Origin of the sequence: Pseudosporangium ferrugineum (genome assembly GCF_003002065.1) — a bacterium.
Lineage (GTDB): Bacteria > Actinomycetota > Actinomycetes > Mycobacteriales > Micromonosporaceae > Actinoplanes > Actinoplanes ferrugineus_A.
Map to the genome: position 1 here is coordinate 333,807 of NZ_PVZG01000001.1, position 22,428 is coordinate 356,234.

Genomic DNA, 22,428 nt, shown 5'->3' on the forward strand with positions numbered 1-22,428 from the left:
TCCGGCCCGGAAAGGTTGCCCGGGTCCGCGATCTTTTATTCCGGGGCGCGCAGGACGGTCACGCCCCGGGGTCCGAGCCGGTCGAGGGGGCCGTGCAGCGGCTCGCCCGGCAGACCGGCCAGGCCGACCGGCTCGTCCGTGCGGTTGATCAGGAACCGGAATTCCCCGCGTACGGCCAGCTCGACGCGGCCGCGCAACTCCGGCGGCAGTTCGCTCTCCACCCCCGAGCGGCCGAGCAGCTCGCCGAGCAGCGGCGCCAGGCCGTCCGGGCCGAGGCGGGTCGACACGTACGCGGCCGAGCCACCCGCGTGCTCCCGGCGGGTGATCGCGGGCCGGCCGTCGCCGTAGCGCGCGAGCACCTCCACGCCCTCCCCGGTCACCTCGATCCGGTCGGTCCAGAGGGTGCCCGCCGTACCGTTGTCGAGCGTTGCCCGGTCGCCGTCCGGCAGCGGGGCGAACTCCTCGATGCGGATGCCGAGCAGCTCCCGCAGCGCCCCGGGGTAACCGCCGAGCCACACATGGTCGTGCTCGTCGACGATGCCCGAGAAGTACGTGGTCACCAGGTGGCCGCCGCCGGCCACGTACGCCTCCAGCCGCTGCCGCAGGCCCGCCGGGACGACGTGCAGCACCGGCGCCACGACCAGGTCGTAGTCCGCGAAGTCGGCACCGACCGGCAGGACGTCCGCGCGCACGCCCAGGTCCAGCAGCGCCGAGTACCAGTCCAGGGCCTCCTCGCGGTAGCGCAGCCGGTCGGTCGGGTGCGAGTCCTGTTCCACGGCCCACCACGAGGTCCAGTCGAAGAGCACGGCGACCCGGGCCCGCGTACGGTCACGGCCCGCGACCGCCGCCAGCCGCCGCAGCGTCTCCCCCAGCGCGGTCACGTCGCGGAAGACCGTGCTGTCCTCCCCCGCGTGCGGCACCATCGCCGAGTGGTACTTCTCGGCGCCCGCCCGCGACTGCCGCCACTGGAAGAAGCACACCGCGTCGGCGCCGTGCGCGACGTGCGTGAGCGAGTGGCGTTCCAGGTCGCCGGGCCGCTTCGGCACGTTGATCGGCTGCCAGTTGACCGCGCTCGTCGAGTGCTCCATGAGGAACCACGGGCGCCCGCCCGCCAGGTTGCCGGTGAGGTTGGCCGAGAAGGACAGCTCGTCGAGCGGGCGCGCGGTCCGCTGCACGTAGTGGTCGTTGGCGACGAAGTCGACCTCCGCGGCCCAGTCGGCGTAGTCCATCGCCTTCGTGCCGCCCATGACCATGAAGTTCGTGGTCACCGGCACGTCCGGGGTGAGCTCGCGCAGGACGTCCCGCTCGGCCCGCAGATGGTCCTTGAGCGCGTCGGACGAGAACCGTTTGAAGTCGAGCTGCTGGGTCGGGTTCGGGTGGGTCGCCGCCATCCGCGGCGGCAGGACCTGCGACCAGCCGGAGTAGTGCTGCGACCAGAAGGCCGTCCCCCATGCCGCGTTGAGGGCGGCCAGGTCGCCGTACCGGCGTTGCAGCCAGGCGCGGAAGGCCGCGGCCGCGTCGGCGGAGTAGTCGTACGCGTTGTGGCAGCCCAGCTCGTTGGAGACGTGCCAGGCGGCGAGCGCCGGGTGGGTGGCGTACCGGCCCGCCATCCGCCGGACCAGGCGCAGCGCGTGCTCGCGGAACACCGGCGACGTCGGCCGCCAGTGCTGCCGGCCGCCGGGCCAGACCGTGCGGCCGTGCCGGTCGACCGGCAGGATCTCCGGGTGCCGCGCGGTGAGCCACGGCGGCGGGGAGGCCGTCGCCGTGGCCAGGTCGACCGCGATGCCCCCGGCGTGCAGCAGGTCCATGACCTCGTCGAGCCAGCCGAAGTCGTACGCGCCCTCCTCGGGCTCGAGCAGCGCCCACGAGAAGATGGCCAGCGACACGACGGTGACGCCGGCCGCGCGCATCGCCCGGACGTCCTCGTCCCACACCTCGCGCGGCCACTGCTCGGGGTTGTAGTCGGCGCCGTACTCGAGCCGTGGTGGCTGTCCCGGCCGGGTGGGCCGGAGCCAGCGTGGTGGTGTCGTCACTTGACCGTGAACCCCTGCTCCTTGCCGTACTTCGCGGACCGGTCCTGCCACGCCTTCAGCCCGTCGGCGAGCGGGGTGGCGGACACGTACGCCTGACCGACCGTGTCCTTGAAGATGCTGTTGGCGTACACCTGGAAGGGCAGGTACGACCAGCCGCCGGCCACGTTGCGGGCGGACTCGGCGAAGATCCGGTTGGCCTGCTGCCCGCCGAAGTAGGCGAACTTGCTGTCCAGGAACGCCGGCGAGGTGAGCTGCGCGGTGGTGGCCGGGAAGGCGCCGTTGTCCACCCGGGTCTGCACCCCGTCGCCGTCGGTCGCGTAGCGCAGGAACGCGTACGCGAGCGCCTTGTTGCCGCTCTTCTCCATGATGGCCAGCGAGCTGCCGCCGTTCTCGGCCGACGCCTTGGCGCCCGCCTGCCACTGCGGCAGCGGGGCCACGCGCCACCTGCCGGAGGCCGCCGGGACGCCCGAGGTGAAGTTCGCCGGCATCCACGCGCCGGTGGCCAGGGTGGCGATCGTCCCGTTGCCCAGGCCCTGGTACCACTGGTCGCTCCAGGACACGATCGGCGCGAGCAGCTTCTCGCTGATGAGCTGCTGCCACACCGCGGCGAACTGCTGCGTACCGCTGTCGGCGAAGGTGATCGTCACGGTGGTGCCGTCGACCTGATAGGGCTTGCCCCCGGCCTGCCAGATCAGGCTGGTGACGAACCCGGCGTCGCCGGTGTCGTTGGCGATGTACGCCTTCGGGTCGGCCTTGTGCAGCCGGCGGGCGGCGTCGAGGTATTCGGCCCAGGTGGTGGGCACCTTCAGGCCGTGCTTGTCGAAGACCTGCTTGTTGTAGAACAGCGCCATCGGCCCGGAGTCCATCGGGAGCCCGTAGACGCCCTTGCCGCTGTGCACCGACGCCCACGGGCCGGGGGTGAACGTGCTCTCCAGCGCGCCGGCGCCGTACGGGCCGAGCTCCGCGATGGACTTGCCGAGGGCGAACTGCGGCAGCGCGTAGTACTCGATCTGGGCGACGTCCGGCCCGCCCGAACCGGCCGCGACGGCGTTCTGCACCGCGGTGTACTGGTCGTTGCCGGTGCCCGCGTTGACCAGGTCGACCTTGACGGCGGGGTACGCCTGCTGGAACTTCGCCACGACCTGCTTGAGGGTGGGCTCCCAGGCCCAGACGGTCAGGTTGCCGCCCTTCTGGAGCGCGGCCCGCACGTCGGCCTCCGACACCGGGGCGCCGGAGGAGGGGGCGGAGTCGTCGTCGCTGCCGCCGCAGCCGGCGAGGACGAGGGCGGTGGCGAGGGCTGCCGCACCGAGCAGGCGACGCCGGGGATACGTACGCATGGCTGGGGTCCCTTCTATTGCTTGACGCTGCCGGCGGCGAGGCCGGACTGCCAGTAGCGCTGCAGCAGCAGGAAGGCGGCCAGCAGCGGGAGGACGGTGAGCAGCGATCCGGTGATGACGAGGTGGAAGACCGGCTGGCCGCCGGCCGTGGCGGCCTGCGCGTTCCAGGCGCTGAGGCCGAGCGTCAGGGGGTACCAGTCCGGGTCGCGCAGCATGATCAGGGGCAGGAAGTAGTTGTTCCAGGTGGCGACCATGCTGAACAGCAGGACGGTGACGATGCCGGGGGCGAGCATCGGCACGGCGATGCGGTAGAAGGTCCGCAGCTCGCTCGCCCCGTCCATCCGGGCCGCCTCGATGATCTCCGCGGGCACCGCCTCCCGGGTGAACGTCCACATGAGGTAGAGGCCGAAGGGCGAGATCAGCGAGGGGACGATGACCGCCCACGGGGTGTCGGTCAGGCCCAGGCGGCTGAACATGAGGAACGTCGGCACGGCCAGCGCGGTGCCCGGCACGGCGACCGCGCCGATGACGGTGGCGAAGACGCCGCGCCGGCCCGGGAAGTCGTACGTGGCGAGGCCGTACCCGGCGAGCACCGCCAGCAGGGTCGCGCCGCCGGCGCCGGCGACCACGTAGAGCAGCGTGTTGCCGAGCCACCGCAGGAAGATGCCGTCGTCGTACGTGAGGGTCTGCCGGATGTTGTCGCCGAGCGCGAACCGGCCGTCGTCGAACCACAGGCCGAACGAGCTGAACAGCCCCTCCTGGGTTTTGGTCGCGTTCAGCACCAGCCAGACCAGCGGGACGAGGCTGTAGATCAGCACGATGCCGGTCAGGGCGGTGAGCAGCGCGCTGCGGCGGCGCCGGATCCCCTTCGCCATGGGCTCAGCGCTCCTTCGTGCCGCGCAGCTGGACCGCGTAGGCGATGACCATCGTGATCACGCCCATGACGATGGCCACGGCGGCGGCGTAGTTGTACTGCTGGCCGGAGAAGGACAGCGCGTACGCGTACAGGTTGGGGGTGAAGTGGGTGGTGATCGCGTTGGGGGCGAGCTTCTGCAGGATGCTGGGCTCGTTGAAGAGCTGGAAGCTGCCGATGATCGAGAAGATGGTGGCGATCACGAGCGCGCCGCGCAGGGCGGGCAGCTTGATCGCCGTGACGATCCGGAACTGCCCCGCGCCGTCGATCTCGGCCGACTCGTAGAGCGAGGCCGGCACCACCCGCAGCGCGGAGTAGAAGATCAGCATGTTGTAGCCGACGAACTCCCAGGTGACGATGTTGCCGATCGAGGCGAGGATCAGGCCGGGCGACAGCGGGTCCGGCAGGCTCAGGCCGAGCGCGTCGTTGAGGCCGCCGATCAGCCCGAAGCGGGAGCCGTACATGAAGCCCCACATCAGGGTCGCGACCACCGCGGGTACGGCGTACGGAAGGAAGATCGCCACCCGGAAGAACGCCTTGCCGTGCAGTCGTCCGCTGTCGATCGCGAGCGCCACCAGCAGGGCCAGGAACAGCATGATCGGCACCTGGACGGCGAGGAACAGCGACACCCGGCCCAACGCGGACCAGAAGTTCGGGTCGCCGAGCGCCTGCCGGTAGTTGTCCAGGCCGGCGAACGAGGTGCCGCCGATCAGCCGGGTGCGGTAGAGGCTGAGGTGGATCGAGTAGCCGATGGGCGCGAGGAAGACGAACGCGAACACGGCCACGAACGGGGCGACGAACTGCCAGCCCGCCCAGGAGCGCCGCCTGCGTGTCCCGGCCACCCGGCCCCCTCGCGTTTGCGTAAACATCGACCGGCGTGCCGGCTCGGGTGAACATGTCGAGACGGTGACGGGCGTGATGTTAACGTAAACATGGCTTCCGTACGCGTCAAGAAGGAGTCGCCGCCCATGACCGCTGGCGCGAGGCGCCGCCCCGGGGTGTCGATGGCCGACGTGGCCCGCGTCGCAGGGGTGTCGGCCCAGACGGTCTCCCGGGTCTCCAACGGGCACCCCGGCGTCGTCGAGGCCACCCGCCGTCAGGTGCTCGACGCCATGCAGCAGCTCGGCTACCGCCCGAACAGCGCGGCCCGGGCGCTCAAGCGCGGCGAATTCCGCACCCTCGGCGTCATCCTCTTCACGCTCGCGACCACGGGCAACAGCCGCACGGTCGAGGCGATCGCGGGGCACGCGGCCCGGGAGGGGTACGCGATCACCCTGATCCCGGTCGCCGTGCCCACCCAGGACGGCGTGCTGGGCGCCTTCACCCGGCTCGGCGAGCTGGCCGTCGACGGCGTCATCGTGATCATGGAAGTGCACCTGCTGGACGCGGCCGACCTGACGCTGCCGCCGGGCGTCCAGGTGGTGGTCGTCGACTCGGACGCCGGCGAGCGCTACCCGGTGGTCGACACCGACCAGGCCGACGGCGCCCGCCAGGCCACCGAGCACCTGCTCGGGCTGGGCCACCCGACGGTCTGGCACGTGACCGGGCCCGCGGAGTCCTTCGCGAGCGAGCGCCGCGCCCACGCGTGGCGGTCCACCCTGGAGGCGGCCGGCCGCCCGGTCCCCCCGGTGCAGCGCGGCGACTGGTCGGCCGAGTCGGGCTACCGCGCCGGGCTGGTGCTGGCCGGCGAGCCGTCATGCACGGCCGTGTTCGCGGCGAACGACCAGATGGCGCTGGGCGTGATGCGCGCCTTCCACGAGCGGGGGCGCACCATCCCGGGGAACGTGAGCGTCGTCGGCTTCGACGACCTGCCCGACTCCGGCGCGTTCTTCCCGCCGCTGACCACGATCCACCAGGACTTCGCCGAGGTCGGCCGGCGGTGCGTGGACGGCCTGCTGCGGCAGCTGCGCCACGAGCCCGGCCACGCCGGCACCGAGCTGGTACCGACCCGGCTCGTCATCCGCGGCAGCACCGCCCCGCCGCCGGGCTGAGGCGCCCGGCCGCGAGCCGAGGTTCCGCCGCGGGGCACGAGGCACGGCTGCGGGGCCCGGCCGCCCCGGAGGACGGCCGGGCGGGCCGTCAGACGGCCAGGCGCTGACCCGGGAAGATCAGGTTCGGGTCGGTGCCGACCACTCCGCGGTTGAGCTGGTACAGCGCGCGCCAGCCGCCCTTGACGTGCTCGGCGCTCGCGATCTTCGCCAGGGTGTCCCCCGGCCGCACGGTGTACGTCGCGCCGGTCGCCTTCGCGGTGACCTTCGGCGCGCTCCGGTGCGTCGTGGTCCGCGACGACTTCGACGAGGACCTGTGCGACGACGACTTGTGCGACTTCGCCGTGGAGCCGGACGTGTTGCGGCCCGAGTAGGACTTCGTCGAGCCCGCCTTCTTGCCGCACACCGGCCAGGCACCGATGCCCTGACCGTCGAGCACCCTCTCGGCGATGCGGATCTGCTGCGCGCGGCTGGCCTTGTTCGCCGTGCTCGCGTACTTGCCACCGCCGTACGCCTTCCACGTGCTGCGGCTGAACTGCAGGCCGCCGTAGTAGCCGTTGCCGGTGTTGATGCTCCAGTTGCCGCCGGACTCGCACTGCGCGACGGCGTCCCAGTTCACACCGGACTTCGCTGAGGCCGCGGACGCCGGGGCCATGAGGGCGACGGTGCCGGCCGCTCCCGCGACCACCAGGCCGAGGGCGCGCAGGGACTGCTTGCGGATCTGTGCCATGAAAGAAACCTCCACGCCTGCGAGGTCAGCTGTCGGGTTCGGGCCGAGGAGCCCGGCCGCGCGTGGCGGCTTCACCCCGAGGCGCGCGGCTTGCGCGCCGTGGAACCTGTGGGTCCCCCGCTCCATGCCTGTCGATTGAGGTCCCGGCCCGGTCGGCGGCAGGATTCGGCGTTACCGACCGCGGGGCCCGCGTCAGCGGACCCGGCCGACGGTAACCACCACCGGAGGGCGGGCGGCAAACAAACGGACCCGAAGGTGACGTTGTTTACACCTTTGCGACCGGATTGATCTTCATTCGGCGATCACCCGAAGCTGGATCATCGCCGCAAAACGGGCGTCCGGATCCGCCAGGTCGAGTCCGCCCACCTCGGCCACCCGGCGCAGCCGGTAACGGAACGTGTTGGGGTGCACGTGCACGGCCGCGGCGGCGGCCGCGACGTCGCCGAACGCCTCCAGCCAGGCCCGCAGCGTCTCCAGCAGCTTGGCGTGGTGCCGGTCGTCGTACGCGATCAACCGCCCCACCGGCCCGCCGGGCCGGTCCCCCCGGGCGGTGACCAGGTCGCGCAGGTCGAGCAGCAGCGCCTCCACCTGGACGTCCGCCAGGGTCGCGACGCGCCGCCCGGAGCCGCGCCCGGCCCGCAGCACCCGCAGGGCCCGGTCGGCACCGGCCCGCGCCCCCGCCAGCCCGGCGCCGTCGGCCGCCGGCGGACCCACCCCCACCGCCGCGGGCGTCCGGTCACCGACCCGCTCCAGGAAGTCCTCCGCGATCCGCACCGCCCGCTGCTCGTCCTCGGCCGGCAGCAGGCCGTACGCCACGTCGCCCAGCAGCGCGGCCGCGCAGCGGGGGTGCATCGCGCTCAGATGCAGGGCGAACGCGTCGCTCAGCCGCTGCCGCTCGGTCAGCGACGCCGCGTCGACCGGGCCCGCCACCGGCGCGAGGGCCAGCACGACGACCGGCTGCCCGGCGAGACCTAGCCGGCCCAGGGCGTCGCGCGCGCCGGGGCCGCCCTCGAGGGCCGTGCCGAGCAGGTCGGCCCGCAGCCGCCGCTCGACGTCCGCGCCCGCGCGCACCCGCAGCAGGTGCAGGGCCACCAGCCGGGCGGCGTCGCGCAGCGCCTGGGTCCGCTCGGTGCTCAGCGGCTTGCGCACGGCCGCCCAGATCGAGCCCAGCACCTCGTCACCGGCCCGTACGGCAACCGCGACGCGCGGGACGAACTCCTCACCGCCGAGGTCGAGGGAGTCGATGAACAGCGGCTCGTCGGAGGCGTACAGCTTCCGGAAGACGCCGGAGGCGGTCAGCGAACGGGCGTAGCGCTCGGGCACCTGGCGGCCCAGCACGGTCGCCACCCGGCCCGGGTCGGCCTCGTCCTGCCGCCCGGAGAACGCCAGCACCCGCGAGGCCCGGTCCTCGATGGTCACCGGCGCGTCGATCAGCGCCGCGACGGCGTTGGCCAGCGCGAACAGGTCGCCGGAAGGGATGCCGCCGAGGGTCTCCGGGCCGGCGCCGCCGACGTCGCCCTCGGCCAGCATGGCCCGGAGCATCGCGGCGAGCTGGGTCCACGACGCGCCCGCCGTCAGCGCCAGCACCGCCACCCCGGACTCGCGGGCCGCCGCGGCCACCGCCGGGCCGGACGGCACCGGCGCCCGCAGGACCAGCCCGGCTGCGCCCGCCCTGCCGAGCTGGCGCAGCAGCGCGACGGTCTCCGCCGGTTCCCGGACCCCGACGCCGAGCACCAACGCGTGCCGCGGCGCCGCGCCGTCCTCGAGCGGATCGTGGATCGTCACGCCGCCGAGCTCGTCCGCCCGCGGCTCGCCGTGCACGAGCGTGAGCAGCGTGGCACCGAGATCGTCGAGAACCCGCCCCAGCCTCATGGCGTAAACGTAGCGAGGGCGGCCCGGCGGACCCGCGCTAACCCGCCGGGAGGGTGGGCAGCAGGGCGACGCGCAGCCCCAGCCGGAGCGCGGCCAGGGTCAGCGCGTTCGAGTCGGTCAGCGTCTCCAGGTCGGCGCCCCGGGACGGCTCGCGCAGGCCGAACGCGTACCACCCGCCGTCGGTGGTCGGCCCGATCACCGCGTCGAAGCTGCGCAGCAGGTCGTAGGCGTCGCCGAGCAACTCCGGCGTCACCTGGGGCGTGTCCATCGCGATCATCAGGAACGGGTCCTCGTGCCGGGCGTCCGCGGCGCGGCGGGCCTGCCGGAGGGCCCGCGCACGGCCCGGATCGCAGCGGTACGGCCGCCGCCCCGCGAAGCTCCGCGGCCCGCCGGGGCCCGCCCGGAATTGACAAGTCATGCTCCCTGAGTGACCCGGAGGGCCCGGAAGGTTGCCCGCTTCCGCCGGAAAATCACAGCGGGATCCACTCCGTACCCGTGGTGACCGAATCCAGGACGCCGGCCAGCGGCGCCACGCCCAGCCCCGGGCCGGACGGCACGGTCAGGTGGCCGTCCTCGAGCACGAACGGCTCGGTGAGGTCGGTGGCGAAGTAGCGGTCCGAGGCCGAGGTGTCGCCGGGCAGGGTGAAGCCGGGCAGCGCGGCGAGCGCCACGTTGGCCGCCCGGCCCAGGCCGCTCTCCAGCATCCCGCCGCACCAGACCGGCACGCCGTGCGCCGCGCACAGGTCGTGGATCCGCCGCGCCTCCAGGTAGCCGCCGACCCGGCCGGGCTTGATGTTGACCACCGAGCAGGCGCCCAGCGTGATGGCCGCCGCCGCGGTCCGGGCCGAGGTGATCGACTCGTCCAGGCACACCGGCGTGGCGATCATCCGGGCCAGCTCGGCGTGCCCGACGACGTCCTCCTCCTCCAGCGGCTGCTCGATCAGCAGCAGCCCGAACGGGTCGAGGCGGGCCAGGTGCCGGGCGTCGGCCAGCGTGTACGCCGTGTTCGCGTCCACCTGGAGCAGCACGTCGTCGCCGAAGCGCTCGCGGACCGCGCGGACCGGCTCGACGTCCCAGCCCGGCTCGATCTTCAGCTTGATCCGCAGGTAGCCCGCGTCGAGGTAGCCGCCGACCGCGTCGAGCAGCTCGCCGATCGAGCTCATGATGCCGACGGACACCCCGCACGGCACACGCTCGCGGACGGCGCCCAGCTCGCGGGCGAACGACCGGCCCTCGGCGCGCAGCTCGGCGTCGAGGACCGCGGTCTCCAGGGCCGCCTTCGCCATCCGGTGTCCCTTGAAGGACGCCAGCGCCGGCCCGACCGCGTACGCGTCCAGCCGCGGCGCCGCGGCGAGCGCCGGGATCAGATGGCGGCGCAGCACGTCGGCGGCGGCCTCGGTGTACTCCGGCGAGTAGAGCGGATCGGCCATCGCCACGCACTCGCCCCAGCCCTCGGCGGCGTCGGTCACCACCCGCAGGAGCAGGACGTCGCGGGTCGTCTCGGTGCCGAACGAGGTGCGGAACGGCGACACCAGCGGCATGGCGACGCGGCGCAGCTCGATGCCTTCCAGCTTCACGAGGGTCTCCTCAGGACGTACCAGCCGGCGCGGTCGAACCCGGTGATCCGGGCGCCGGCGGCGAGCAGGGTGGACAGGGTGTCGCGGACGGCGAGGCGCCACTGCTTCGCCGCGCCGGGATCGTGGGCGCGCAGGGCCTCGATGTCCTGCGGCACGGCGACCAGCAGCTTGCCACCGGCGAGGCTGCCGGGCGTGCCGGAGCGGTCGAGGGCGACCACCGCGCCGTCGAGGTCCTCGCGCCCCGGCGCGGGCCGATGCAGGTCCCAGCGCACGAGCAGCCGGTCCGAGGCGTCGTCGCCGTTGATCCGGTCGTGCATCGCGCCGTAGAAGTCCGGCAGGTACTCGTGCGGGACCGCGCCGAGCTTGGCCAGGTTGAAGTAGGCGTTGCGGGCGACCAGCGGATCGTACGTCCAGCTGATCGCGGTGGCGCCGCGCTCGAGGGCCCAGGTGCGCTGGTGCTGCTTGAGCGCGTACCCGATGTGCCGCCCGGCCGCCGCGGGCGCCACCCCGGCGATGTGGCTGTGCAGCTCGCGGTCCACCGGGGCGCCGAAGAAGCCGACGCACGCGCCGAGCAACCTGTCACCGTCGTACGCCCCCGCCACGTAATTCCCCGCCTTCGCGAGCGCGCGCAGCAGCTCGACGGAGAGCACCGGACTTCCGGGATCACCCTGCCAGATCTCGCCGAACAGGCGGTCGACGACGGCCAGCTCGGCGAGTCCGGTCACCGTACGCACCTGCACGCTCATGACCCCAGCTTGCCCGCGCGCACCCTCGTGGTCTTCGTGACGCGGCACCAGAACCGGGGCCGGACTTCGTCGGATGCCACCGAGAGGTAGTGTTCCAGCTCATGTGCTCCCGCGTCTCAGCACGGACGACGTCGCGGTGACCAAGCCGCTCCGCCCTAATGACCCACGGCGACTGGGCGGGTACGAACTGCTGTCACGGCTGGGCGAGGGCGGCATGGGGGCCGTCTATCTCGCCCGCGGCGCCGACGACCGGCTGGTGGCGGTCAAGGTCATCAGGCCCGAGTTCGCGTACGAGGACGAGTTCCGCGCCCGTTTCCGCAGCGAGGTCAACCGCGCCCGCCAGGTCCCGCCGTTCTGCACCGCCGCGGTGCTGGACGCCGACCCCGAGCACCCGACGCCGTACCTGGTCGTCGAGTACGTCGACGGGCCCAGCCTCGCCGAGGTCGTCCAGGAACAGGGCCCGCTCGGAGGCGGCAACCTGCACAGCGTGGCGATCGGGGTGGCCACCGCCATCGCGGCGATCCACGGCGCCGGGGTCATCCACCGCGACCTCAAGCCGCGCAACGTGCTCTTCTCCCTGGGCACCCCGAAGGTCATCGACTTCGGCATCGCCCGCGCGCTCGAGGTGACCAGCGCGCACACCCGCACCGACCAGATGGTGGGGACGGTCGCGTACATGGCCCCGGAGCGGTTCGACTCCGACAGCCGCGCCACGGGCCCCGCCGCCGACGTGTTCGCCTGGGGCGCCGTCGTCACGTACGCGGGCACCGGCCGTACGCCCTTCGCCGCCGACTCCCCCGCCGCGACCGCCGCGCGGATCCTCACCCAGCCGCCGGAGCTGTCCGCGCTGCCCGAGCCGCTGCGCGACCTGGTGGCCCTCACGCTGGCGAAGGACCCGGCCGAGCGGCCCACCGCGCACGAACTGCTCGACATGCTCCTCGCCGCCGGCCCGTCCCTCGCCCAGCGGCCCGAGCTGCGGCAGGCGGCCGAGGCGGTGCAGCACTCGGGGCGGCACTCGACCGGCGACCAGCCGTACCGCCGGACCACCCGTACGCTCACCGGACCGCCTGCCCCACGCCGCCGCAGGCTGATCCCCTGGCTCGCCGCCGGCGCCGCCGCGGCGGCCGTGGGCACCGCGGGCGCCGTGTACGCCGCCACCCGGGACACCTCACGCGGGCAGGTCCTGGCCGAGTTCTCCGTGGCACCGCCCGCGCCGCGCCAGGTCCGCGGCCCGTCCGTGATCGACCCGCTGGACCGGCCCGGCCAGTGGCAGACGGTCACCGACGACAGCTCCGGATCGTGCGTGTTCACCAAGAACGGGCTGCGGATCCGCACCGGGGACAGCGGCACGTACGAGTGCCCCGGCCCGGACGACAGCTTCGCCGGGGACCAGAGCATCGCCGCCGACGTGACCGTGGTGGACCCGGGCAGCTGCGCGCTGATCCGGTTCCGCTACACCGGACGCAGCGGCTACGTGCTCTCGGCCTGCCCGGGTGCGCTGGAGCTCAGCCTCGTCGACGACAACGACGAGACCCTGCTGGCGAAGCTGGCGACCGGCGACTTCGCCCCGGGCGCCCGGCACCGCGTCCGGATCGACCTGCGCGGCCAGGTGGCCACCGTGTCGCTCGGCGACCGGCCGGTCCTGCAGGCGCCGATCACCGACCCCTCCCTGGTCGCCGGCCGGGTCGAGCTCGGCGTGACCAACGACCCCTACCAGGGCACCGGCACGGTCCTGTTCGCCGATGCGGAGATCCGATCCCTGTGAAGCGGTTGCTGCCCCTCGTCGCCCTCGCCCTGCTCGCGGCGTGCACCTCGACCGGAGAGCCGCAGCCCGCTCCGTCCTCGGCCGCGCCCACCGGCTCGCCGCGGCCCACGTTCGCCGACGTGAGCCGCGGCGACACCGACTCGGTGGTGCGGCTGCGGGCCTACGAGCCGCGGGCCCGGTCGGTGGTGGTCGAGCCGACGATCTTCATGCAGGGCCCCGACTTCTGTACGGCGTTCGCCCTGCCGGAGTCCGACCCCCGGTGCAACCTCGAATGGACCACCGAGGACAGCAAGACGAAGGTGACCCTGCCCGTCGACGCCGGGGCACGCCTGCTCACCATGAACGGCGGCGACCCGGACTGCCTGGACGACAAGAGCATGGCGGGCACCTGCCGGCTGACCGAGACGCAGTTCAGCGCCCTGCTGAAGAACAGCGGTGACCTGCTCGTGAGGCTGCGCACCCGGGACGGGACCGTCGTGCAGATGGCCGAGGTCTACACGCCGTGAAAAAAGGACCGGCGCGATGATCTCCGCGCCCGTGGCTCGCGTATCTTGACGTACCGGTCGGCGCTGCGCGCCCCGCGTACCACCGAGGCAGGGACACCGATGGCTGACAGGCAGGACGACGAGTTCGGCGGGCGACAGGACCCCGTGCTGGTCAGGCCGTACATCAGGACCGAGCCGGGCGGCGCCGCACCCGCCGGGCACGACGACCGGCCCGAGGAGACCTGGCCCGAGCCGGCCCCGGCCGGGGACGAGCAGCCGCCCGCCGCCGGCCCGAAGGTGCAACCGTACGTGCCCCAGCAGGCAACCGGCCGCAGATCCGCCCTGCTCCGGCAGCGCCTGATCGTCCTGGGCGGGGTCGCCGTGCTGGCGTTCGCCGGCGCCGGCGCGCTCTTCCTCGCGGCCGGGGACGACCCGCCGCCCCGCCGCCTCACCGAGGCCGGCCCCACCCTCCCCCTGCCCACCGCGGCCGGCCCGGCCGGTACGGGCGTGGCCTCCGCCGGGGCGGTCCGCCAGTCCGCCGCGTCCGCCCGCGGCAGCCGCGCCACCTCCCGGCCGCCCAGCCGGACCACAACCTCCGCCGCGGCCGGCACCGGCGACGGACCCCGGGACCAGCCGGCGCCGACCGGGCCGGGATCGCCCCGCCCGCCCTCGGCCACCCTGGCGCCCCCGCCCGCCGCCGACCGCACCGGGACGATCGCGTCCGCGGGCGGCCGCTGCCTGTCCCTCGGCGGGCTGCTGGGCATCGACGGCAGCCCGGTGCAGGTCGCCGGCTGCACCGGCTTCACCGCTCAGACCTTCACCCTCGCCGCCGACGGCACCCTGCGGGTCTCCGGCCGCTGCGCGCAGGTCACCGACGACGGCGAGGTCCGCTCCACCGGCTGCGACGGCCGGCAGAGCGCGCAATGGCGGGCGGGCCCGGGCGGTTCCCTGGTCAACCCGGCCACCGGGCGCTGCCTGAGCGACCCGGGCACGCCGGGCGCCAACACCCGCGTCGCCGACTGCACCGGCGGCGCCGACCAGCGCTGGACGCTGCCCTGAGCGAGCCGTCCGCCCGTGATGATCGTTGGTCCCGGTAGCCAACCCGAGGTCAACGCTCAGGAGTCCGATCACCATGCTGTCGCGCCGTACTGTCCAGCTCACCGCCGCCGGTGCCAGCCTCGCCGCCGGGATCGGATACGCCACTCCGGCCGCGGCGGCGGTGCGGTACGACCCGAGGACCAAGACCGGCTTCGCCGGCGCCGCGGACGTCCGCAAGGCGTTCGGCTGGAGCGACGCGACGCTGACCGCACGCGCCGGCGCCCTGACCTTCAGCCACGACTTCTGGACCCGGGACACGTACTCCGTCTCCTGCGGCAAGGGGACGTTCCCGGTGCGGCACGACCGCGAGTTCGGCCGCTACGAGCTGGCCGACCGCGTGGTCCGCGAGCCGCGCCGCGACGCGCCGGCCGGCTACGAGCGCAGCCGCCGCACGACCGGCTTCCGGATCACCGGCCCGTACGCGGGAATCTCCGGCACCTCCGTCCCGCCGGCGGTCGGCGACCCCTGCCCCGAACCGCGCGGCACCACGATCCTCCGGCTCCGCCGGGTGTCCACGGCGACCGGCTGGTCCCTCAGCGTCAGCTACGGCACGACCGGGCGGGTCCTGCGGACAGGCCGCTGACCCTCCCTTCCGGTCACCGCCGTCAGCGGGCTTCGAGCGCCCGGATCACCGCGGCCATGTCCTCGTCGCCGTGGCCCAGGGCGACGGCCTCGGCGTACAGGGCGCGGCAGGCGTCCAGCACGGGCGAGGCGATCCCGGCGGCGCGGGCGGACGCGGCGATCAGGTCGTTGTTCATGAGCACATCCCGCAGCGAGGCTTGCACGGAGAACTCCCGGCCGAGCAGCTTCGCCGCCTTCACCCGGGACACGTCGCTGGCCATCGGCCCGGCGTCCAGCACCGCGGTGAGCCGCTCCAGGTCCAGCCCCTGCCGCGCGGCGAAGTGGTACGCCTCCGCCAGCCCGGTCACCATGCTGATCAGGTACAGGTTGACGGCCAGCTTCATGAGCAGCGCCTGCGGCACCGGCCCGCACTCGACCGTCTCGCGCACCATCGGCGCGAGCACCGGCCGTACCGCACCGACGTCGGCGGGGTCCCCGGCGAGCATGGCGACCAGCTGCCCGGCCTCGGCCGGCCGGCGCGACCCGGACATGGGCGCCTCGACGTACCGCCCGCCGGCGGCGGCCACATCGGCCCCCAGCCCCTGCGAATACTCGGGCGACGTCGTACCCATGTGCACGATCAGCCGCCCCGCGACCCCCTCGAACGCGGGCGTCCCCCGCCCCAGCACCGCGTCGATCGCCGCCCCGCCGGCCAGCATGACCAGCACGATCCCGGCCCGTTCCAGCACCTCACCCGGGCTACCGGCGACGATCGCCCCGTGCTCGGCCACCCCCGCACACCGCTGCGTCCGGCGGCTCCACACCACCAGCGGGGTGCCGGCCCGCGCCAGGTTCAGCGCCATGGGCTCCCCCATGACCCCCAGACCGAGAAACCCGACGATCTTGCCGTACGCCATGGCCGTACCGTAACCGCCCGCTGCCCCACCGGCCACGTGCCAATCCGGCGACCGCGGCTCAAAAACGCGTGCGGGCCGGCCCTCGGGACGCCGGCGGCCATCGTCCGTCCTCCTTTCGCACGGCACGGTACGCGCTGGCCAAACGGGGGAGATCCAGTGATACTCCTCGTTACCAGACATTCCGGAGTGGAGAGACGCATGCCTGCACCTGGGCGGTGGACAGTTTCGAGGTCCGGAGCCTCACGAGCCTGACCGGCCGGGCGTACGACGGCGCGACGGTCCTGCCGGTCGGGGGCGCGACGGTCCGGCTGGAGCCGGGCGGACCTGTTCCCCGGCGAGTGCGGGCCGGGCACGGAGCGATAGCGCGCCCGCGGGAGGGCGGGTCCGTATGGTCCGCTCTCGGCGTGCCCGTATGGCCGGTCGTCGTGCCCCCACCGGGCGGCCGGATCGTGCGAGGATGTGCCGCCCCCTTTCGGACTTCCTGACGAGAACAGAGCAGAGACCTCATGCGTAAAGTGCTCAAGCTGCCGCTGGTCCCGGGCCTGGCGGTGGTCGCCGTCGCCGTCACCGGTACGGCGCTGGCCGTCGGTACCGCGTCCGCCGAGACCGGCGGTGCGTCGGACACCGCCCTGGTCGCCACGCTGGACCAGGTGCTCGCCAACTCCCGGCTGGCCGGTTCGACCACGGGGTTGCAGGTGCGGGACGCGACCAGCGGGGCGGTGATCTATTCGCACAACGCCGAGCAGCGGGTCATTCCGGCGTCGAACGAGAAGCTCATGACGTCGGCCGCGGCGCTCGAGGTGCTCGGGACCGGGTACAAGTTCCACACGTACGCGCGCTACTCCGGCACCAAGAGCGGCAAGACCGTCTCCGGCAACCTGTATCTGAAGGGCCAGGGCGACCCCACCCTCACGTACGCGCAGTTCGACGCGATCGCCACCGCGGTCAACCGGGCCGGGATCACCAAGTTCACCGGTTCGCTGGTCGCCGACGACACCTGGTTCGACCGTACGCCGCTGGGCCTGGACTGGTCGTGGCAGGACGAGACGTACGCGGACACGGCGCCGATCTCCGCGCTGACCGTCGCCGCGGACGGCAACTTCAACTCCGGGGCCGTCGCCGTGGTGACCAAGCCGGGCAGCGCCGCCAACAAGGCGGGGGCCGTCACGCTCACGCCGGCCAACTCGGTCCTCAAGGTCGTCAACAACACGGTCACCGGCGCGTCGGGCTCGGCCAACACCGTCTCCGCGACCCGCGCGCACGGCACGAACACCATCACCGTGTCCGGCTCCGTGCCGCTCGGCGGGGCCGCGAAGACCAGCCTGGTGTCGGTGCTGAGCCCGACCCAGGTGGCGGCCGGCGTGTTCCGTGACGCCCTGAAGCGCCACGGCGTGACGGTGGTCGGTGCCACCACCACCGGGGCGACCCCGAGCAGCGCGAAGACGATCACCGACCACGCGTCGATCCCGCTCAGCCAGCTGCTGCCGTACTTCCTGAAGCTGCCCAACAACGGCCACGCCGAGCTGCTGACCAAGGCGATGGGCCGGGCGAGGACGCCGGGTTCCGCCGGCAGCTGGAGCACCGGGCTGGCCGCCTCCACCGCCGCGCTGAAGGCCATCGGCGTCGACACCGGGAAGATCACCATGGGTGACGGCTCGGGCCTGAGCCGCCGCGACTGGCTGACCACCGCCCAGATCGCCACGCTGCTGCAGGCGGCCCAGTCCCGCCCGTGGTTCGCCACCTGGTACGCCGCGCTGCCCATCGCCGGCAACCCGGCCCCGCTCGTCGGCGGCACCCTGGCCAGCCGCATGAAGGGCACGCCGGCCGAGAACAACCTGCACGGCAAGACCGGCACTCTCACCGGCGTCAACGCGCTGTCCGGCTACGTCACCGACCGGTCGGGCCGCAAGCTGCTCTTCTCGTCGATCTCGAACGCCGCGCAGTCCAACGTCGCGGACCTCCTGGACACCGCGGCCGTCGCCATCGCGAGCACCGGCGGCCCGCAGGCGGCCTCCCGCCGGACGGCCGAGCTGCCGACGGTCCCCCGCCACGTCGTCAAGCGCAACGGCGAGGACGTCGAGTGCTCGTGGGTGCCGAACGCCTGCTGATCGCACGGCATCCGACGCCGCCCGGGAGACGCTCCCGGGCGGCGTTCGCGTTCCCGGAGGCGGGTCGCCGCCCGGACCGTCCTCAGAAGCGGGTCGCCACCCGGACGAGCAGGGCCAGCGCGCGGGAGCGGCTGTGCGGCGGCCAGGCGATCACGGTCGTCACGGCGGGCGCGTCGACGATAGGCACCGCGGTGAGTCCCTCAGGCAGGCCGGCGCCGGAGGACTCGGGCATGATCACCGCGGTGCGGCCGAGCGCGATCAGCTGGAAGAGCTGCGTCTGGTTGCGGACCTCCGCGCCGGGGCCGTCGGGGTAGGCGCCGTCCGGGCCCGGCCAGCGGGCCAGCGGCAGGTCCGGAAGGTCGCTGACGTCCGCCGTGCGCAGCTCGGCCCGGACGGCGACGGGGTGCCCGGACGGCACGATGGCGACCTGGCCCTCGGTGTGCAGGATCTCGGTGTCGAGGCCGGCGACGGGGTCGAAGGGCTGGTGCAGCAGCGCCACGTCGGCCCGGCCGTCGTGCAGCAGCCGCTGGGGCTGGGATTCGCAGAGCGCCAGGTCGACGGGGACGGCGCCGGGCTCGGCGGCGTACGCGTCCAGCAGCTTCGCCAGCAGTTCGCCCGACGCGCCGGCCTTGGTGGCCAGGACGAGCCCGGGCCCGCTCGTGCCGGCCCGCCGGGTGTGGCGTTCGGCCGCGGCGAGGGCGGCGAGGATCGGGCGGGCCTCGGCCAGCAGCACCGCTCCGGCGTCGGTGAGCGTCACCCGGCGGCTGGTGCGGTGCAGCAGCGCCACCCCGAGCCGCCGTTCGAGGCGGCCGATCGCGCGCGACAGCGGCGGCTGGGTGATGCCCAGGCGCTGCGCGGCGCGGCCGAAGTGCAGTTCCTCGGCGGCCGCGACGAAGTAGCTGAGCTCCCGGGTGTCCACCGGTCGAGCCTACCGCCGGATCGATACCGCCCGGGTATCGTTGCCCGGCCCGTTCGGTGTTGGTCCGCGGCCGTGCCGCGACCACGATCGACGGCATGAGTGAGACGACGATCGCGCTGGTCACCGGCGCGAACAAGGGCATCGGGTACGAGATTGCGGCCGGCCTCGGCGCGCTGGGGTGGCGGGTCGGGGTGGGCGCCCGCGACGACCGGCGCCGCGAGGACGCCGTGGCGAAGCTGCGCGCGGCGGGAGCCGACGCGTTCGGGGTGCCGCTCGACGTGACCGGCGACGCGAGCGTGGCCGCCGCCGCGGCGCTGCTCGAGGAGCGGGCCGGGCGGCTGGACGTGCTGGTCAACAACGCGGGCATCGCCGGGGCGTGGCCGGACGAGCCGACCGCGGTCAGCCTGGCCGTCCTGCGGGCGGTGGTGGAGACGAACGTGATCGGCGTGGTCCGGGTCATCAACGCGATGCTGCCGCTGCTGCGCCGCTCGGCGCACCCGCGCATCGTCAACCAGTCCAGCCACGTCGGCTCCCTGACCCTGCAGACCACGCCGGGCGTCGACCTCGGCGGGGTGAGCGGCGCGTACTCGCCGTCGAAGACGTTCCTCAACGCGGTCACGATCCAGTACGCCAAGGAACTCGGTGACACGATCAAGATCAACAGCGCCTGCCCCGGGTACGTCGCCACGGACCTGAACGGCTTCACGGGCACCAGCACCCCCGCCGAGGGCGCCCGTCCCGCCATCCGGCTCGCCACCCTGCCCGACGACGGCCCGACCGGCGGCCTGTTCGACGCCGCCGGCCCCGTGCCCTGGTGAGCGGAGCGTGGCATCCCGCGCGGCCGGTTCGCGGCGGGGCGGGTGCGCGGGGCGCGGCGTCATGACCGCGGCCTGGAGCCCGGCGGACCTGCGCCGGATCGACGTCGCCGGCGAGCTGCTCATCGCGGCCCGGCGCGCCGACGGCACCCTGCGGCGCCGGCTGCCGATCTGGGTCGTGACGACCGGGGGCGAGGTGTACGTACGGACGTGGTACCGGCGGGACACCGGCTGGTTCGGTCACGTGCGGGAAACGGGAAGGGCGGCGATCCGCGTACCGGGACTCGATGCAGAGGTTACGGTCGAGGAGGCCGGGGCGGGACCGGACGGGCTGCGCACCGCGATCGACGCCGCCTACCGCGCGAAATACGGGCGGTACGGCGCCGGGGCGGTGGGCCCGATGGTGACGCCCGAGGCCGCCGCCACCACGTTGCGACTCCGGCCGGAGTAGCACGTCGACGCTGCCGAGAGCGTACGCAAATGTTTCGGAATGTATCGGCGTTGACACCGAATGTTTCGGAAGATTACGTTGGCCGGGTCTCCCCCTCCGCGGCTCCCGCCGTACGCAGAAGGGCTTTGCCGATCATGACTTTTGTTCTTCACGTGTCGACCTCCGGTGCCGACGATGCCGACGGCACGGCCGAGCGGCCGTTCCGCACGATCAACCGCGCGGCCGCCGAGGCCCGGCCGGGAGACACGGTCGTGGTGCACGCCGGGGAGTACCGGGAGTGGGTGACGCCCCGGCGCGGCGGCCTCAGCGACACCCGCCGGATCACCTACACCGCCGCCGACGGCGAGCACGTCGTGATCAAGGGCTCCGAGCGGATCACCGGCTGGGAGTCCGACGGCGGCACGGTCTGGCGCGCGGTCGTGCCGAACACGCTGTTCGGCGACTTCAACCCGTTCGCCGAGGAGGTCGCCGGCGACTGGATCGTCTACGCCGAGGGTGCGCCGCACAAGCACCTCGGCGACGTCTACCTCAACGGCCGCAGCTTCTACGAGGTCGCCGGCCGGGCCGAGCTGGACGACCCGCCGCTGCGCACCGAGGTGCTCGACGACTGGACCACCGTCGACGACACCGTCCGGGACCCCGAGCAGACCCGGCTCGTCTGGTACGCCGAGGTGGGCGCCGCCGAGACCACGATCTGGGCGAACTTCCAGGGTGCCGACCCCAACGCCGAACTCGCCGAGATCAACGTACGCCGGTCGGTGTTCTACCCGCTCGTGCCGCACCTGGACTACATCACCGTGCGCGGCTTCGAACTGGCCCAGGCCGCCTCGCCGTGGACCCCGCCGACCGCCGACCAGCCCGGCCTGATCGGCCCCAACTGGGCCAAGGGCTGGATCATCGAGGACAACGTCATCCACGACGCGAAGTGCTCGGCGATCTCGATCGGCAAGGAGGCGTCGACCGGGCACAACTACGCCACCGAGCGCGGCGACAAGCCCGGTTACCAGTACCAGCTCGAATCGGTGTTCTCCGCGCGCCAGATCGGCTGGGACCGCGAGCACATCGGCTCGCACGTCATCCGCCGCAACACGATCTACGACTGCGGGCAGAACGGCATCGTCGGCCACCTCGGGTGCGTCTTCTCCACCATCGAGGACAACCACATCTACAACATCGCCATCAAGCGCGAGTTCTACGGCTACGAGATCGGCGGCATCAAGCTGCACGCGGCCATCGACGTGGTGATCCGGCACAACCGCATCCACGACTGCTCGCTGGGCACCTGGCTCGACTGGGAGACCCAGGGCACCCGCGTCACCCGCAACATCTTCTACCGCAACAACCGGGACCTGTTCATCGAGGTCAGCCACGGCCCCTACCTGGTCGACCACAACGTGCTCGCGTCCCGGGCGTCGTTCGAGTCGTTCAGCCAGGGCGGCGCGTTCGTCGGCAACCTGTTCGCCGGCACGCTGCGCTTCGAGCCGGTGATGGACCGCGCCACGCCGTACCACCGCCCGCACAGCACCCAGGTGGCCGGCTACGCGGTGATCCGCGGCGGCGACGACCGCTACCTCGGCAACATCTTCCTCGGCGGCGACCTCACCGCGGCGTACGGCCCGGAGGGCGGCCACGGCGAGGCGGCCCCGGGGTACGGCCTGGCCGGCTTCGACGCGTACCCGGCCTCCTTCGAGGAGTACCTGGCCCGCATCGACGCCCAGCCGCCGGGCGACCACCAGCGTTACCTCGACGTCCTCCAGCCGGTCTACGCCCGCGACAACGTGTACGCCGCCGGCGCCCGCCCGTTCGCCGCCGAGCCCGGCCCGCACGTCCTCGGCGACGCGAGCGTCTCGGTCGTCGAGGAGAACGACACGGTCTACCTCGAGACGAACCTCCCGGCCGGCTTCGACGCCGCCCGGGTCGGCCCGGTCGGCGGCCGTGACCTGCCCAGGGTCCGCTTCGCCGACGCCGAGTTCGAGGAGCCGGACGGCACCCCGGCGGTCATCGACCTGGACCTTACCGGCGAACGCCGGACCGCCGGCGAGACGGCTGCCCCGGGCCCGGTGGCGGCGCTGAGGTCCGGGACGTCCCGCGTACGCATCTGGTAACGCCCCGG

At 73.5% G+C, this 22,428-nt stretch carries 20 protein-coding genes and 1 riboswitch; of the genes, 9 read left to right on the plus strand and 11 right to left on the minus strand.

Annotated elements, in window-relative coordinates:
- Window positions 1–35 precede the first annotated feature (35 nt).
- The 4 genes from CLV70_RS01495 to CLV70_RS01510 are packed head-to-tail and all read right to left on the minus strand — an operon-like array spanning window position 36 to window position 5,125.
- The gene (locus CLV70_RS01495) at window positions 36–2,033 is read right to left on the minus strand and encodes a beta-galactosidase (protein ID WP_106124482.1); all 1,998 of its coding nucleotides are present in this window, start codon (window positions 2,031–2,033) and stop codon (window positions 36–38) included.
- Window positions 2,030–3,370, minus strand: a complete 1,341-nt coding sequence (locus CLV70_RS01500) for an ABC transporter substrate-binding protein (protein ID WP_106124483.1) — start codon at window positions 3,368–3,370, stop codon at window positions 2,030–2,032. Before CLV70_RS01500 ends, CLV70_RS01495 begins: the two co-directional genes overlap by 4 nt.
- 14 nt (window positions 3,371–3,384) lie before the next feature.
- A complete protein-coding gene (locus CLV70_RS01505) occupies window positions 3,385–4,245 on the minus strand; it encodes a carbohydrate ABC transporter permease (RefSeq protein WP_106124484.1) in 861 nt (286 codons plus the stop codon).
- Window positions 4,246–4,249: 4 nt separating this feature from the next.
- Window positions 4,250–5,125 (minus strand): carbohydrate ABC transporter permease, encoded by an 876-nt coding sequence (locus CLV70_RS01510; RefSeq protein WP_245907951.1) that lies wholly within the window; start codon window positions 5,123–5,125, stop codon window positions 4,250–4,252.
- A gap of 126 nt (window positions 5,126–5,251) precedes the next feature.
- Here CLV70_RS01510 and CLV70_RS01515 point away from each other — a divergent pair, with 126 nt between their 5' ends.
- The gene (locus tag CLV70_RS01515; RefSeq protein WP_106124983.1) at window positions 5,252–6,274 is read left to right on the plus strand and encodes a LacI family DNA-binding transcriptional regulator; all 1,023 of its coding nucleotides are present in this window, start codon (window positions 5,252–5,254) and stop codon (window positions 6,272–6,274) included.
- 88 nt (window positions 6,275–6,362) lie between these two features.
- Here CLV70_RS01515 and CLV70_RS01520 read toward each other — a convergent pair whose 3' ends face one another.
- From CLV70_RS01520 to CLV70_RS01540, 5 genes are all read right to left on the minus strand, one after another.
- Window positions 6,363–7,001, minus strand: a complete 639-nt coding sequence (locus tag CLV70_RS01520) for a LysM peptidoglycan-binding domain-containing protein (RefSeq protein WP_106124486.1) — start codon at window positions 6,999–7,001, stop codon at window positions 6,363–6,365.
- Window positions 7,001–7,182: riboswitch (cyclic di-AMP (ydaO/yuaA leader) on the minus strand. Its footprint overlaps the gene before it by 1 nt.
- Window positions 7,183–7,292: 110 nt before the next feature.
- Window positions 7,293–8,873 (minus strand): PucR family transcriptional regulator, encoded by a 1,581-nt coding sequence (locus CLV70_RS01525; protein ID WP_106124487.1) that lies wholly within the window; start codon window positions 8,871–8,873, stop codon window positions 7,293–7,295.
- Between the two features lie 37 nt (window positions 8,874–8,910).
- A complete protein-coding gene (locus CLV70_RS01530; protein WP_106124488.1) occupies window positions 8,911–9,291 on the minus strand; it encodes a DUF2064 domain-containing protein in 381 nt (126 codons plus the stop codon).
- A gap of 52 nt (window positions 9,292–9,343) precedes the next feature.
- Window positions 9,344–10,450, minus strand: a complete 1,107-nt coding sequence (menC, locus tag CLV70_RS01535; protein WP_106124489.1) for an o-succinylbenzoate synthase — start codon at window positions 10,448–10,450, stop codon at window positions 9,344–9,346.
- Window positions 10,447–11,196, minus strand: coding sequence for a GNAT family N-acetyltransferase (locus CLV70_RS01540; protein WP_106124490.1), 750 nt, complete (start codon window positions 11,194–11,196; stop codon window positions 10,447–10,449). Before CLV70_RS01540 ends, menC begins: the two co-directional genes overlap by 4 nt.
- 103 nt (window positions 11,197–11,299) lie before the next feature.
- Between CLV70_RS01540 and CLV70_RS01545 the strand changes: the two genes are divergently transcribed.
- The 4 genes from CLV70_RS01545 to CLV70_RS01560 all read left to right on the plus strand — a co-directional run bounded on the left by CLV70_RS01545 (window position 11,300) and on the right by CLV70_RS01560 (window position 15,127).
- A complete protein-coding gene (locus CLV70_RS01545; RefSeq protein WP_245907952.1) occupies window positions 11,300–12,961 on the plus strand; it encodes a serine/threonine protein kinase in 1,662 nt (553 codons plus the stop codon).
- Window positions 12,958–13,467, plus strand: coding sequence for a hypothetical protein (locus tag CLV70_RS01550; RefSeq protein ID WP_106124491.1), 510 nt, complete (start codon window positions 12,958–12,960; stop codon window positions 13,465–13,467). Before CLV70_RS01545 ends, CLV70_RS01550 begins: the two co-directional genes overlap by 4 nt.
- 99 nt (window positions 13,468–13,566) lie before the next feature.
- Entirely contained in the window at window positions 13,567–14,505 is a 939-nt protein-coding gene (locus CLV70_RS01555) for an RICIN domain-containing protein (protein ID WP_106124492.1), read from the plus strand.
- Between the two features lie 73 nt (window positions 14,506–14,578).
- Window positions 14,579–15,127, plus strand: a complete 549-nt coding sequence (locus CLV70_RS01560; protein ID WP_106124493.1) for a hypothetical protein — start codon at window positions 14,579–14,581, stop codon at window positions 15,125–15,127.
- A gap of 22 nt (window positions 15,128–15,149) precedes the next feature.
- On the opposite strand, the gene CLV70_RS01565 is transcribed toward CLV70_RS01560, so the two are convergent.
- On the minus strand, window positions 15,150–16,022 hold the full coding sequence (locus tag CLV70_RS01565) for an NAD(P)-dependent oxidoreductase (RefSeq protein WP_106124494.1): 873 nt from the start codon (window positions 16,020–16,022) through the stop codon (window positions 15,150–15,152).
- A gap of 506 nt (window positions 16,023–16,528) precedes the next feature.
- Here CLV70_RS01565 and dacB point away from each other — a divergent pair.
- Window positions 16,529–18,130 (plus strand): D-alanyl-D-alanine carboxypeptidase/D-alanyl-D-alanine endopeptidase, encoded by a 1,602-nt coding sequence (dacB, locus tag CLV70_RS01570; protein ID WP_106124495.1) that lies wholly within the window; start codon window positions 16,529–16,531, stop codon window positions 18,128–18,130.
- An 82-nt stretch (window positions 18,131–18,212) separates the two neighbouring features.
- Here the strand turns inward: dacB and CLV70_RS01575 are convergent, their stop codons facing one another.
- A complete protein-coding gene (locus tag CLV70_RS01575) occupies window positions 18,213–19,049 on the minus strand; it encodes a LysR family transcriptional regulator (RefSeq protein ID WP_106124496.1) in 837 nt (278 codons plus the stop codon).
- Window positions 19,050–19,144: 95 nt separating this feature from the next.
- Here CLV70_RS01575 and CLV70_RS01580 point away from each other — a divergent pair, with 95 nt between their 5' ends.
- From CLV70_RS01580 to CLV70_RS01590, 3 genes are all read left to right on the plus strand, one after another.
- Window positions 19,145–19,867: an SDR family NAD(P)-dependent oxidoreductase gene (locus CLV70_RS01580; protein ID WP_106124985.1), complete on the plus strand. Its 723-nt coding sequence runs from the start codon at window positions 19,145–19,147 to the stop codon at window positions 19,865–19,867.
- A gap of 61 nt (window positions 19,868–19,928) precedes the next feature.
- Window positions 19,929–20,315: a DUF2255 family protein gene (locus CLV70_RS01585; protein WP_106124497.1), complete on the plus strand. Its 387-nt coding sequence runs from the start codon at window positions 19,929–19,931 to the stop codon at window positions 20,313–20,315.
- A 152-nt stretch (window positions 20,316–20,467) separates the two neighbouring features.
- Window positions 20,468–22,420 carry a right-handed parallel beta-helix repeat-containing protein gene (locus CLV70_RS01590; protein ID WP_245907953.1) on the plus strand — a complete coding sequence of 651 codons (1,953 nt, stop codon included), beginning with the start codon at window positions 20,468–20,470 and terminating at the stop codon, window positions 22,418–22,420.
- The last annotated feature ends 8 nt before the right edge of the window (window positions 22,421–22,428 follow it).